This is a genomic window from Umezawaea endophytica, assembly GCF_025061645.1.
Taxonomy (GTDB): Bacteria; Actinomycetota; Actinomycetes; order Mycobacteriales; family Pseudonocardiaceae; genus Umezawaea; species Umezawaea endophytica.
The window spans coordinates 132,303-145,253 of the sequence record NZ_JANYMP010000022.1; the positions used below are offsets into that span (position 1 = coordinate 132,303).

Here is a 12,951-nt window from a genome sequence, read left to right on the forward strand (position 1 = left end):
CGGGTCGCGCGGAGGTCAGAGCAGGTAGGACCGATGCCGACACCCGGAGGACCAGCATGGCGAAGCTCATCTACTCGATGATCACCTCGCTCGACGGCTACGCCGAGGCCGCGGAGGGCGGCCTCGGCACCGGAGCCGACGACGAGGAGGTGCACACCTTCGTCAACGACCTGTTCCGCCCCGTCGGCACGTACCTGTACGGGCGGCGGATGTACGAGACGATGGTCTTCTGGGAGACCGCGCACACCGCGCCCGACGCGCCGCCGCACATCCTCCAGTACGCCCGCGACTGGCAGGCCGCGGAGAAGGTCGTGTACTCCACGACGCTGGAGTCGGTGACCAGCGCGAAGACCAGGATCGAGCGGACCTTCGACCCGGACGCGGTGCGCCTGCTCAAGGCCGAGGCCGAGGCGGACCTCACCGTCGACGGCCCGACCCTCGCCGCACAGGCCATCGCGGCGGGCCTGGTGGACGAGTACCACCTGTTCACCACCACGAGCGTGGTCGGCGGCGGCAAGCGGTTCTTCCCCGACGGCGTGCGCCTCGACCTCGACCTGGTCGAGGAGCGCGCCTTCGCGAGCGGGCTGGTCTACACGTACTACCGGACCCGCTGAGCCGGTGGCGGCACCCGCCTAGTCGAGGTGCGCCACCGCGAGGTCCGCCACGTGCTTCGCGATCTCCAGCGAGCCCGTCGCGGCGGGTGACGGCGCGTTGAGCACGTGCACCTGGCGCGGCGCGCTCTCGATCAGGAAGTCGTCCACCAGCGAGCCGTCCCGCAGCATCGCCTGTGCGCGCACGCCCGCCTCGGCCTTGACCAGGTCGGCCTCCTGGACGGCGGGCACCAGCCTGGCCAGGCTCGCGGCGAAGCGCTTGCGCGAGAAGGAGCGGAGCACCTCCTCCAGACCTGTCCTGGCGAACTTGCGGGCCAGCTTCCAGGTGCCGGGGAACCTGGCCACGTCGACGAGGTCGCTCGGCGAGACGTCGCGCCAGCGGTAGCCCTCGCGGCGCAGGGCCAGCACGGCGTTCGGGCCCGCGTGGACGCTGCCGTCCAGCATCCGGGTCAGGTGCACGCCGAGGAACGGCAGCGTGGGGTCCGGCACCGGGTAGATCAGGCCCCGCACCAGGTCGCGGCGGTCCGGGCGCAGCTCGAAGTACTCGCCGCGGAACGGCACGATCGTCGCGGCCGGGGTGAGGCCCGCCAGCTTCGCGACCCGGTCGCTGTGCAGGCCCGCGCAGTTCACCAGCGCTTCGGCCCGCACGACGCCCTGCGGGGTCGCGACCTCGACGCCGCCACCGGCCAGTGCCCGGCGGATGGCCAGCGCGGGGCTGTTCAGGCGCAGGTCGGCACCGTGGGCCTCCAGCTTCCTGATCAGCGCGGAGCACACGGCGGGGAAGTCGATGATGCCGGTGCTCTCCACCCGCAGCGCGGCCACGCAGGCCACCTCCGGCTCGTACTCGCGGGCCTCGGCCGCGGAGATCAGCTTGGCGGGCACGCCGTTGGCCTCCGCCCGCTCGGCGAGCGCCATCAGCCTCGGCAGCTCCTCCTCGGCCGTCGCCACGACGAGCTTGCCGCAGACCTCGAACGGCACGCCGTTCTCACGGGCGAAGTCGATGATCGAGGCGTTGCCCGCCACCGACATCCGCGCCTTGAGCGATCCGGGCTTGTAGTAGAGCCCCGCGTGCACCACATTGCTGTTGTGGCCGGTCTGGTGGGCGGCCCAGTGCGACTCCTTCTCCAGAACGGTCACCTGGTTGCCGCGGTCGGCGAGCTCGGCGGCGGTCGCCAGTCCGACGATCCCCCCACCGATCACCACGATGTGCTGCACGTCTCGCCCTCTCGTTCGTGTGACCCCGAGGTTACGGGGGTGACCGGGGGTGCAGGTCAGGCACCTATAGACTCACCCGCGGTCGAATACTGGGAGTGGCATGTCCGACACCATCGCTTTGGGTCAACCCACCGTCGGCGCGGAAGAGCTCGCGGCCGTCGCCGCGGTCTTCGAGACAGGCTGGCTCTCCGGGGCCGGACCGACCTGCGCGAAGTTCGAAGAGCGGTTCGCCGAGGTCGCCGGGGCCGAGCACGTGCTCGCCACGAACAACTGCGGCGCGGCGCTGCACCTGGCCCTCGAGGTCGCAGGCGTCCAGCCGGGTGACGAGGTCATCGTCGGCGACTACACGTTCCCGGCGACCGGTCACTCGGTGATGTGGGCAGGCGCGAAGCCCGTCTTCGCCGACGTGCGCCCGGACATCTGGAGCGTCGACCCGGCCGCCGTCGAGGCGGCCATCACGCCGAAGACCGTCGGCATCCTCGCCGTCGACGTGTTCGGCCAGCCCGCCGACTACGACGAGCTGCGCGCCATCGCCGACAAGCACGGCCTGTTCCTCATCGAGGACGGCGCCTGCTCATCCGGCGCGAGCTACAAGGGCAGGCCCGCGGGCGGGCTCGCCGACGCGGCCACCTTCAGCTTCCACGGCCGCAAGGGCATCACCGCCGGTGAAGGCGGTGCGCTGACCACGAACAACGCGGAGTGGGCCGCCAAGGCCCGCAAGCTGCACACCTACGGCATCGAGCCCGCGCTCAGCCGCGAGGGCGCGCGCGAGCTGCCCGTGCCGTCGTTCGACGTCGCCGGCTACAACTACCGGATGTCGGACGTCATGGCGGGCATCATGCTCGCCCAGCTCGACCGGCTCCCGACGCTGCTCGCGAACCGCGCCCGCGCGGCCAAGGGCTACCAGGAGCTGCTCGACGGCGTCGACGGCCTGACCCTGCCGGTCGAGCTGCCCGACCGGGTCCACCCGTGGCAGTCCTACGTGGTGACCCTCGACCCGTCCGTCGACCGCGGCGAGGTCGCCATCCGCCTGCGCGAGCGCGGAGTGCAGTGCAACTTCGGCACGTACGCCTCGCACGTCCAGCCGGTCTACGGCCAGACCACGCCGTGCCCGGTGTCGGCGGACCTGTTCCGCAGGCACCTGGCGATCCCGATGCACGCCAACCTGACCGACGACCAGGTGGAGCGAGTCGCCAAGACGCTCCGCGAGGTGCTCAGCGAAGTCCGCTGAGCGTTCACCCAGCACGTACCCGAGAGCCTCGACCACAGGAGTCACCCCGCATGTCCTCGTCCCAGCGCACGGTCTTCGTCACCGGTGGAGCCGGATTCATCGGCATGCACGTCGTGCCGATGCTGCTCGAACGCGACTACAAGGTCCGCATCTTCGACAACATGTTCCGCGGTGACCGCGACAAGGTCGCCGAGCTGGTCGCGACCGGCAACGTCGAGCTGATCGACCAGGACGTCCGCTACGGCGGCGCGGTGCAGAACGCGATGAAGGGCTGCGAGAGCGTCATCCACCTCGCCGCGGTCTCCATCAACAAGAGCGTCTCGGACCCGTACGAGAGCGTCGACATCAACATGGTCGGCAACCACAACGTGTTCGCCGCCGCCGCCGACCAGGGTGTGCGCAGGCTCGTGTACGCGTCGTCCGCCTCGGTCTACGGCGACCCGAAGAAGCTGCCGATGCACGAGGACGACGAGCTGGCGCCGCTCACGCCGTACTGCATCGCCAAGCGCTCCGGTGAGGACCTGCTCGGCTTCTACGAGCGCACCAAGGGCCTGTCCTGGGTCGGCCTGCGCTTCTTCAACGTCTACGGCCCCGGCCAGAAGACCACCGCGTACTACACCTCGGTGATCAACCACTTCGTGAACCGCCTGCGCCAGGGCCTGCCGCCGGTCATCGACGGCAAGGGCGAGCAGTCGATGGACTTCATCCACGTGACGGACATCGCCCGCTCGGTCGTCGCGGCGCTGGAGTCGGAGAAGGCCAACGTGCCGGTCAACATCGGCACCGGCATCGACACCACGGTCGCGGACCTGGCCAAGATCCTGATCAACGCCGTCGGCGTGGACGTCGAGCCGACGTTCAACCCGCGCGACGTGCTCGTGTCCCGCCGCGCGGCGGACATCACCCGTGCCAAGGAGGTGCTCGGCTGGGAGCCCACCATCTCGGTCGAGGACGGCATGAACGAGCTCGTCAAGCTCACCGCCACCACCTGACCCAGCGGACCTGCGGACGCGGCCCCGAGCAGGGGCCGCGTCGTCCGCGAACGGCCGAGGGGGTCGCCGGGTGCGCATCGCGGTAGTGAACAACTTCTTCCCGCCGAGGGTCGGGGGCAGCGCGCACCTCGCCTCGGCGCTCGCCGAGAGGTTCGTCCGGCAGGGGCACGAGGTGGTGCTCCTCACCGCCGCGTACCACGACGCGCCCGCCGAAGAGGTCGTCCGGGGCTACCGCGTGCACCGGCTGCCCGCGTTCGGCATGCCGCAGCTCGGCCTGTCGATCGACTTCGACATCACCTTCACCACCCGGCCGAGCAATCTGCGCCGGGTGTTCCGCGTCCTCGATGAGTTCCGGCCGGACGTCATCCACCAGCACGGCCAGTTCCTCGACCTGAGCTGGCTGACCGGCTGGTACGCCCGCAAGCGCGGGATCCCCGTGCTGCTGTCGGTGCACACGAGGCTGGAGAGCCGGAACAGGGCCTACTCGCTGCTGTTCCGCGCGCTCGACCGGTTCCTCGTCCGGCCGCTGATCGGGTTGGCCCGTCCCCGCTTCGTGATCATGGACGAGCTCGCGGCCACCTACTGCGCGGCGCGGTACGGCGCGGGCGAGGAGCGCTTCGAGCACATCCCGGTCGCGGTCGACCCCGAGTGGTGCGCGCAGCCGCCGACCAGGGACGTGCGGGCCGAGCTGGGCATCGGGACCGGGCCGCTGGTCGTGTCGCTGGGGCACGTGATCCCGCTGCGCGACCGGACGGCACTGGTCGACGCGATGCCGGGCGTGCTCGCCGAACACCCCGACACCAAGGTGCTCGTCGTCGGCCACCAGTACTACGACGCGTACCTGCGCCGGGCGGAACGGCTCGGGGTGGCGCACGCGTTCCTCAGCACCGGCGCCGTGCCAAGGGCGGACGTGCCCTCCTACCTGGCCGCTGCCGACGTCGTCGCCCACGACCTCCAGGGCATAGGCTGTGGCACAGCGAGCCTGGAGGCGATGGCCGCCGGTAGGGCGACCATCTGCGCCGTGCGCGAGACCAACTTCCCCGGTGTCGAGCTGCGCAACTGGGACAACGCCGTGCTGGTCCGGCCGGACCACACCGAGGACCTCGTCACCGCGCTGAACAGGTTGCTGGCCGACCCCGAGGAGCGGAGGCGGATCGCGTGCAGGCAGCGCGCCGTGGTGCTGGACGGGTTCACGCTGGACACGGTGACCCGCAAGCACCTCGACGTGTTCGAGTTGATGTCCGCTTCGACCCCGGCAGGGAAGCACTGAATGTTCTTCGACGACGAGCGCAGCAACCGGCTCCGGCCGCACATCCTGACCGAGCTGGTCGGCCAGTTCATGAACGACCAGGAGCGGGCGAAGCTGTTCGGCCTTCCCGAGACGACCCGCATCCGCGAGCGCGCGAAGGTGATCAGCCCGGACCGCCTCAAGATCGGTGACCACTGCTGGATCGGCGAGGGCGCCGTGCTCGACGCCAGCGGCGGCATGGAGATCGGCGAGCACACCAGCATCGGGCTCAACTGCCTGGTCTTCACGCACTCGAGCTGGCTCGCGAACATGATGCTGGAGAACCACTCGGGCACCGACCTGATCGAGCGCAAGCCGGTCCGCATCGGCAAGGGCTGCTTCATCGGCGGCAACAGCGTGATCATGCCCGGCGTGACGATCGGCGACTTCGCCACCGTGCAGCCGCTGTCGGTCGTGGCCAAGGACGTGCCCGAGCGCAGCCTGGTCGCGGGCAACCCGGCCAGGGTGTTCCAGCGCTACGACGACGAGTACATCCAGGGCGAGGCCGAGCGGGTGCGCGCGGAGAACAAGCGCCGCCGCGAGCTGGCCGAGGAACGCGGCGAGACCGTCGTCTGGGGAGCGCCCGCGGGCGAGTTCGACAAGCCCTGACCCGTCACGCGGGTGCCGTCAGGCGCACGGCACCCGCGTGGCGGTCCGCTAGACGATCGCGGCGTCGAGCGCGTTCTTCAGCACCAGCGACGACGTGGCGTCCAGCGCCAGCGACCCGTTGAACGCGATGGAGCCGGTGCTGAACACCCAGCCGCCGCCCGGCCGGGTGAACTGGATCATCTCGGCGCCGTTGTCCCCGCCGCTGTTCTGCCCGACGGCGATGAGCTGGGCGCCGGGAGGGGACGGCACCGGCCTGCGGTCGACCTCCCACCCGCTGGCCGCCAGGTTGTACGACTGCGCGCCGAAGGTGTCGTTGTTCACCAGCCCGCTGCCGGCGAGGAACGGGTGCGCGGTGTTCGCCACCCGGTACGGGGCGAACGTCATGAACTCCGACCCGTCCCAGTCCGACCCGAGCACGGCCGAGGTCGGCTGCCCCAGGTTCGCGAACCACATCGGCTCGCGCAGCCCGCTCGTCGTGCGGAAGACCACCGAGTCGCCGTTCGCCGACCAGGACACCTTCTCGAACATCGTGTTCCCGCCGGTGGCGATCACGTGCCCGCCCGCGCCGAGGTAGGTGTTCACCCGGTCCTTCATCGTCTGCGACCAGTACTCCGCGTGGCTGCCGAGCACCAGCGCCTTGTACTGCCCGAGCCAGGTGCCGTCGGCGTCCAGGTCACCGTCCTGGTAGCAGTCGAACGAGTACCCCTTGGTGACCAGCCAGCGCAGCAGCAGTTGGTCCGAGTAGAACGTGTGGCTGAGGTTCGCCCGGTCGTCGGTCCACACGCTGTCGCTCGGCCGCAGCGACGCGATCGTCCGCTGCACCCCGGACTGGCCCGCGCTGCTGTACGCGTTGTGGCCCGCCCAGGTGTTGTAGGCGTTGTAGGTGTTGGTCGGCAGCATGACCGCGATCGGCGACGACGGCGCGGTCGGCTTCACCGCGAACGGGATGTCGAACCGGAGGTGCTGCACGCCGTTCAGCACCCCGCGCAGCCTGCACACGTACACCCCGGACCGCCACGTCGCCGGGATGGTGAGCGAGAAGTCCGGGGTCCAGCCGCAGCCGGTCGCCCGGTAGCCGCCGGGCAGCGGCTGGAGGCGGCCGGGCTGGCTGACCGGGCCCCACACGACGGTGCCCGGCGACTGCCCGCTCACGGCCAGCCGCTCGATGGTCGCCTCGACCGTGGTGAACGTGCTGGAGACCGGGAAGCCCTGGGTGTAGCCGGGGCGCGGGCTCAGGTCGTTCGCGTACCCCTGGAGCGCGGCCGTCGACTCGACGGAGAACCCGGCGCCGATCTGGAGCGGCGCGCCGACGTTGACCCAGGCGCCCGTCCAGTCACCGTTGATGGTCTCCGAGTTGACCAGCCGGAACCAGTTCAGCTTGTCGTCGTAGCCGGGTGTGGTCGCGGTGTCCAGCCACACCAGGTAGACCGTGCCCGCGGTGTTGGAGAACCAGGACTTGTTGGCGTCGTCGGAGAACCCGCTGCCGATCACCCATGGTTGACCGCCGTTGGTCCACGCGCCGACGCCGTTGGTGCCGTCGCCCGCCAGGTAGCGCCACCAGTACAGGAGGTTCCCGCCCTGCGCGATGCCGAAGATCACGCCGTTCGGGTCGGCGAACACCGCGTAGTACTGCTTCCAGCCGCCGCTGATCACGGCGGCGCTGTTGGCGTGCCAGGCGCCCGCCCCGTTGGTGCCGTTGCCCGCCAGGTAGCGGAACCAGTGCAGGTTGCCGCTGGTGTCGATGGCGTAGAAGACGCCGTTCCACCCGCCGAAGATCCGCGGGTACGCCTGGAGCCCGGTGCGGATCACCGACCCGCTCGCCGCGTGCCAGGTCCCCGCCCCGGTGTTCGGATCGGTGAGCTGGTACTTGTACCAGCGCATGGACCCGTCCTCGCCGATCGCGAAGAGCTGGCCGTCCGCGGCGGCCAGCACGGTCTTGAACTGCTGCCACCCGCTGCCGATCGCGAGCCCGCCGCCGTTGCTCCACGACGCCGCGCCGGTCTGCCAACCCGAGTGCCGGTACCACAGCAGGACCCCGTCGGCCTGGATCGCGTAGACGATCCCGGTACCCCCCGGTACGAGCCGGACGAAGCGTTGATTTTGGTCGTATGCCACGGTGAACCCCTCCCCTTGATACGTGGGATGTATCGCCAAGGGGACGTTTGCTGTGACATGGATCACCTGAATGGCGCAGGGGGTGTGCTCCGTGACGGAGCACACCCCCTGCGATCTCGCTGCTGGTCAGACGCCCGCGGGGGCGGCCTTCCTGTTCTCGAACACCTGCGCCACCACGCGGTGGGACGGCAGGATCGCGTCGCGCTCCTCGTCCGCGTCGACCGTTCCGGCCAGGATGTCCAGGAACCGGTCGAGCTGGGCGGCGAGCGGCTCGCGCGCCGAGACCAGCTCGGGGATCTCGATGATCGACTGCTGGCGGTAGCCGCGGCCGTCCGGCGTCGCGGCGTCGTTCGACACGTGCCGGTAGATGGTCACGTCCCGGCGCAGCAGGTCGGCCTCGATCAGCCGGTCCAGCTCGGTGATCACCAGCGACCGGACCTTGCGCTGGCCGACCCGGCTCGCGGACACCGTCGCCAGGCCGCCGCCGTCGAACCGCAGCACGGTCTCGGCGATGTCCTCGGCGTCGTCGACCGACGTCGGGTGGAAGTAGCCGAAGCTGCCCTGCACGCTGACCGGGTCGACCCCGCCGAACGTGCGGATCGCCAGGTCGACGTCGTGCACCAGGAGGTCCCACGAGACGCCGGTGCGGATCCGCGGCGCGTACGGCGAGTGCCGCGTGGCCGCCACGTGCACCGGGCTGTCGACCAGCGACAGCGCCGTCAGCACGGCCGGGTTGTAGCGCTCCAGCAGACCGCACATCAACGGGATGCCGCGCTCGGCGGAGATCCGGACGACCTCCTCGCTGGCGGCCAGGCCGTCGCACACCGGCTTCTCGACCAGCAGCGGCTTGTCCTGCGCCAGCACGTCCAGCGCCAGGCCGTGGTGGAACTCGGTCGCCGAGGCGAGCACGACCGCGTCGACGTCGGACAGGTCGCCGATCTCCGGCGACCAGGAGGCGTTGAACCGGTCCGCGACCGAACGCCCGACCTCCTCGCGCGGCTCGGCCACGCGGACCAGGTCGCAGCGGTCGGACTGGGACAGCACGCGGGCGTGCAGCGAGCCCATCGTGCCGGTCCCGACGAGCAGGATCCGAGGACGTGCGGTCACGCGCCCAACACCTCCCGGATGGTGCCGACGATGGTGGCGAGCTCGTCGTCGGTCAGACCCGCGTGCACGGGGATCGACAGGCACTGCTCGGTGACGCGCTTGGCCACCGGCGTCTCGGACGCGATGACGTTCGGGTTGTCCTGGTAGCAGGCGTAGTCCGTGACCAGCTTCGGGTAGTAGATCCCGTTGCCGATGCCGCGCTCGGTCAGCTTGGCCGAGAACTCGTCGCGGGTGAGCGCCGCGTCCGCGGTCAGCAGCACGGTGTACTGGTGCCACACGTGCGAACGGCCCGCCAGCTCGGTCGGCGTGACCAGGCCGGGCACGCCCGCGAGGCCCTCGGACAGGGTCGCGGCGTTCGCCTTGCGCTTCGCGGTGATCTGCTCGATCTTCGCGAGCTGCGGGATGGCGACCGCGGCCTGGAGGTCGGTGAGGCGGTAGTTGTGGCCCGCCATCACGTACTCGTAGCGCTGCCTCATGCCCTGGTTGCGCAGGATCCGCAGCTTCTCGTTGACGGCGTCGTCATCGGTCGTGATGATGCCGCCCTCGCCGGTGGTGATGTTCTTCGTCGCGTAGAACGAGAAGCAGCCGAGGCCGAAGCTGCCCGCCGGACGCCCGTCGAACTTCGCGCCGTGGGCCTGCGCCGCGTCCTCGACGAGCGCGAGGCCGCGCTCCTCGGCGAGCGGGGCGATCTTGCCCATGTCGGCGGTCTGCCCGTACAGGTGGACCGGCATGAGGACCTTGGTCCGGGGCCCGATGGCGTCCGCCATCGCGTCCGGGTCCACGCAGAAGTCGTCCTCGCGGATGTCCGCGAAACGCGCGGTGGCGCCCGCCTCCAGGATCGCGTTGAGGGTCGCGATGAAGGTGAACGGCGAGGTCACGACCTCATCACCCGGTCGCAGGTCCAGCGCCTGGATCGCGGCCACCAGCGCCGTGGTGCCGTTGTTCACGGCGACCGCGTGCTTCACGCCCGAGATCTCGGCGAAGGTGTCCTCGAAACGCTTCACCATCGGGCCCTGGGCGATGACTCCCGAGCGGAGCACTTCGAGCACGTACGGCTCCGCGTCGCGCACGTCGACAACGGTGATTGGGATCATTCTCCGTCTTCCCATCGGGCGGGGCCGCGTGGAGACAGACCGGTCCGGTCTGGCTCAGCAGCAGGTCAGGGAGCTGCTAGCACATGAGCGCAGCGAGCACCGTGGCAGGCTACCCGCGTTCACCGGCAGGAAATGCCGTGGGGTGGGCGGGCGTAACCCGGCCACTCGCGCCCGCGCGCCCGCCACCGCGGCTCTGCGGGTGCCGAGCACCGGCTACCCTCGTACTCTGGGCCGCCGACTCGCGGGTGCCAGCACCCGCGCTGGACGTCGCAGGCCAGGACACGGGAGAACTCAGATGGACTTGCAGCAACGGCTGCGCAGCACCTTCGTCGAAGCCCTCGGGCTCGGTGAGGGCGTCGACGTCGAGAACCTGAAGTACCGCGAGATCGAGGAGTGGGACTCGGTCGGCCACATGGCGCTGGTCGCGGCGATCGAGGACGAGTTCGACGTCCAGTTCGACACCGACCAGGTCATCGACATGAGCAGCTTCAAGGTCGCGCTCGACATGCTGCGGGTACTGGGTGCCGGTGACTGACGCGCGGATCGACCTGTCCGGCCGGGTGGCGGTCGTCACCGGCGGCACCCGCGGCATCGGGCTGGCCACGGCGGACGCGCTCGCCGCGTCCGGCGCGACCGTCGTGCTGACCGGGCGGGACGAGGCCGTGGCGAAGCAGCGCGCGGGCGAGCTGGCCGAACGGCACGGGGCCGCGGTCAGCGGCCTGGCGCTGGACGTCACCGACCCGACCGCGGTCAAGGACGTGTTCCGGGCCATCGCGAAGGAGCACGGGCGCGTCGACGCGCTCGTCGCCAGCGCCGGTGTGCTGGAGGGCGCGCTGATCGGGATGATCGGCGACGACCACGTCGACCGGATGCTCGCCACGAACGTCAGCGGCACCATCGCGACCGTGCAGGCCGCGGCGCGCGCCATGATGCGCAAGAAGACCGGGTCGATCGTGCTGCTCGCGTCGATCGTCGGCGAGCGCGGCAACGCGGGCCAGCTCGTGTACGCGGCCACCAAGGCCGCGGTCGCGAGCATCGCCAGGTCGTCGGCGAAGGAGCTGGGCCGCTACGGCATCCGGGTCAACGCCGTGGCCCCCGGCGTGATCAAGACCGACCTCACCGCAGGGCAGTCCGACGACGTGCTCGACCGGGTCGTCAAGGACACCGCGCTGAGCAGGCTCGGCGAAGCCGACGAGGTCGCGCGGGTGATCCGCTTCCTGGTCAGCGACGAGGCGTCGTTCGTGACCGGCCAGGTGCTCGGCGTCGACGGGGGGCTCGTGCTGTGAGCCTGCTCGGCGACGGCGCTCGGCTGGTCGACGCGGCGGACGGCACGGAACTGGCGGGCGAGGACCTGCGCACGCGGGTCGCCGGGCTGGCCGCCGAGCTGTCCGCGCTGCCCGTCGGCGTGGTGTTCGCGCGCACGGCCGTCGACGTGCCGAGCGTGCTGCGCTACCTCGGCGCGTTCACCGCGGGCCGCCCGGTCGCGCTGCTGGACGCGGGCCAGGACCGCGAGGTGCTGCTGGCGCTGGTCGCGGCCTTCCGCCCGGCCGCCGTGCTGGGCGCCGACGGGGACGCGCCGGACGGCTACCGGCCCGGCGAGGTCGGCGGACCGGCCTGGGTGCGCGAGGCCGCCGACGGCGTGGAGCCGCACCCGGACCTCGCCGTGCTGCTGCCCACGAGCGGGTCCACCGGCAACCCCAAGTTCGTCCGGCTGTCCAGGGCGGCCGTGCTGAGCAACGCCGAGGCCATCGCCGAGGTGCTCGACGTCGACGCCGCCGAGGTCGCCCCGACCAGCCTGCCGCTGCACTACAGCTACGGCATGTCGGTGCTGAACAGCCACCTGCTGCGCGGCGCGACCGTGGTCGTCGAGGCCACCGGCGTGATGGGCAGGCCGTTCTGGCAGGCCGTGGCCGACCACAAGATCACGTCGCTGGCGGGCGTCCCGTACCACTACGAGATGCTCAAGCGCCTGCGCTTCGACCCGGCCAAGTACCCCAGCCTGCGCACGATCACGCAGGCGGGCGGCAAGCTGCGCGAGGACCTGGTCACCGAGTTCAACGACAAGATGGTCGCGGCGGGCGGGCGGATGTTCGTCATGTACGGCCAGACCGAGGCCGCGCCCCGGATGGCCACCGTGCCCGCCGGGAAGCTGGCCGAGAAGCTCGGGTCCGCCGGCCCCGCCCTCCCCGGTGGCGCGTTCGCCATCCGCACCGAGGACGGTGCCGAGACGACCGAGCCGGGCGTCGTGGGCGAGGTGCTCTACCGCGGGCCGAACGTGATGATGGGCTACGCGGAGTCGGAGGCCGAGCTGGCCGACGGCGACTCGCGCGGCGGCGTGCTGGAGACCGGCGACCTCGGCAGGCTCGACGAGGACGGCTACCTGTTCATCACCGGCAGGCTCAAGCGCATCGGCAAGGTGTTCGGCAACCGCGTCAACCTCGACGACCTGGAACAACTGGTGCGGGCCTCGGGGTTGGACACCGGTGTGGTCGCCGCGGTGCCCGCGGGCGACAAGGTCGTCGTCTGGCTGGAGGACCGCGGTGCCGACACGCGCAAGGCGGTCGCCCGCGAACTCGCGGAGAGGCTGCACATGCACGTGTCCGGATTCGACGTGCGGGAGGTCGACGCCCTGCCCCTGCTCGCCAGCGGCAAGGTCGACTACCGCTCCCTGGAGGGACGGGCGTGACAG

12 protein-coding genes are annotated in these 12,951 nt (G+C 70.9%); 8 read left to right on the top strand and 4 right to left on the bottom strand.

What is annotated here, in order from left to right:
* The first annotated feature begins 56 nt into the window (after positions 1 to 56).
* Positions 57 to 614, top strand: a complete 558-nt coding sequence (locus tag NZH93_RS35555) for a dihydrofolate reductase family protein (protein ID WP_259627669.1) — start codon at positions 57 to 59, stop codon at positions 612 to 614.
* 18 nt (positions 615 to 632) lie between these two features.
* Here NZH93_RS35555 and lhgD read toward each other — a convergent pair whose 3' ends face one another.
* Positions 633 to 1,826, bottom strand: coding sequence for an L-2-hydroxyglutarate dehydrogenase (gene lhgD / locus NZH93_RS35560; protein ID WP_259627670.1), 1,194 nt, complete (start codon positions 1,824 to 1,826; stop codon positions 633 to 635).
* A gap of 100 nt (positions 1,827 to 1,926) precedes the next feature.
* On the opposite strand from lhgD, the gene NZH93_RS35565 reads away from it, so the two are divergent.
* The 4 genes from NZH93_RS35565 (at position 1,927) to NZH93_RS35580 (ending at position 5,946) form a co-directional block, all read left to right on the top strand.
* Positions 1,927 to 3,057, top strand: a complete 1,131-nt coding sequence (locus tag NZH93_RS35565; RefSeq protein WP_259627671.1) for a DegT/DnrJ/EryC1/StrS family aminotransferase — start codon at positions 1,927 to 1,929, stop codon at positions 3,055 to 3,057.
* A gap of 50 nt (positions 3,058 to 3,107) precedes the next feature.
* The gene (locus NZH93_RS35570; RefSeq protein ID WP_259627672.1) at positions 3,108 to 4,049 is read left to right on the top strand and encodes an NAD-dependent epimerase/dehydratase family protein; all 942 of its coding nucleotides are present in this window, start codon (positions 3,108 to 3,110) and stop codon (positions 4,047 to 4,049) included.
* A gap of 70 nt (positions 4,050 to 4,119) precedes the next feature.
* Complete coding sequence (locus NZH93_RS35575) at positions 4,120 to 5,319, top strand: glycosyltransferase family 4 protein (protein ID WP_259627673.1); 1,200 nt, start codon at positions 4,120 to 4,122, stop codon at positions 5,317 to 5,319.
* Complete coding sequence (locus NZH93_RS35580; protein WP_259627674.1) at positions 5,320 to 5,946, top strand: acyltransferase; 627 nt, start codon at positions 5,320 to 5,322, stop codon at positions 5,944 to 5,946.
* A gap of 48 nt (positions 5,947 to 5,994) precedes the next feature.
* Here the strand turns inward: NZH93_RS35580 and NZH93_RS35585 are convergent, their stop codons facing one another.
* The 3 genes from NZH93_RS35585 to NZH93_RS35595 all read right to left on the bottom strand — a co-directional run bounded on the left by NZH93_RS35585 (position 5,995) and on the right by NZH93_RS35595 (position 10,262).
* Positions 5,995 to 8,061 carry a N,N-dimethylformamidase beta subunit family domain-containing protein gene (locus NZH93_RS35585; RefSeq protein WP_259627675.1) on the bottom strand — a complete coding sequence of 689 codons (2,067 nt, stop codon included), beginning with the start codon at positions 8,059 to 8,061 and terminating at the stop codon, positions 5,995 to 5,997.
* Between the two features lie 126 nt (positions 8,062 to 8,187).
* Positions 8,188 to 9,168 (bottom strand): Gfo/Idh/MocA family protein, encoded by a 981-nt coding sequence (locus tag NZH93_RS35590; RefSeq protein WP_259627676.1) that lies wholly within the window; start codon positions 9,166 to 9,168, stop codon positions 8,188 to 8,190.
* Positions 9,165 to 10,262 carry a DegT/DnrJ/EryC1/StrS family aminotransferase gene (locus NZH93_RS35595; RefSeq protein WP_259627677.1) on the bottom strand — a complete coding sequence of 366 codons (1,098 nt, stop codon included), beginning with the start codon at positions 10,260 to 10,262 and terminating at the stop codon, positions 9,165 to 9,167. The genes NZH93_RS35590 and NZH93_RS35595 overlap by 4 nt, the downstream gene beginning before the upstream one ends.
* A gap of 295 nt (positions 10,263 to 10,557) precedes the next feature.
* Between NZH93_RS35595 and NZH93_RS35600 the strand changes: the two genes are divergently transcribed.
* From NZH93_RS35600 to NZH93_RS35610, 3 genes are read left to right on the top strand one after another with little or no spacing between them, the layout of a single operon-like run.
* Complete coding sequence (locus NZH93_RS35600) at positions 10,558 to 10,797, top strand: acyl carrier protein (RefSeq protein ID WP_259627678.1); 240 nt, start codon at positions 10,558 to 10,560, stop codon at positions 10,795 to 10,797.
* 7 nt (positions 10,798 to 10,804) lie between these two features.
* Complete coding sequence (locus NZH93_RS35605) at positions 10,805 to 11,548, top strand: SDR family NAD(P)-dependent oxidoreductase (protein WP_259627717.1); 744 nt, start codon at positions 10,805 to 10,807, stop codon at positions 11,546 to 11,548.
* Complete coding sequence (locus tag NZH93_RS35610) at positions 11,545 to 12,948, top strand: AMP-binding protein (RefSeq protein WP_259627679.1); 1,404 nt, start codon at positions 11,545 to 11,547, stop codon at positions 12,946 to 12,948. The genes NZH93_RS35605 and NZH93_RS35610 overlap by 4 nt, the downstream gene beginning before the upstream one ends.
* The last annotated feature ends 3 nt before the right edge of the window (positions 12,949 to 12,951 follow it).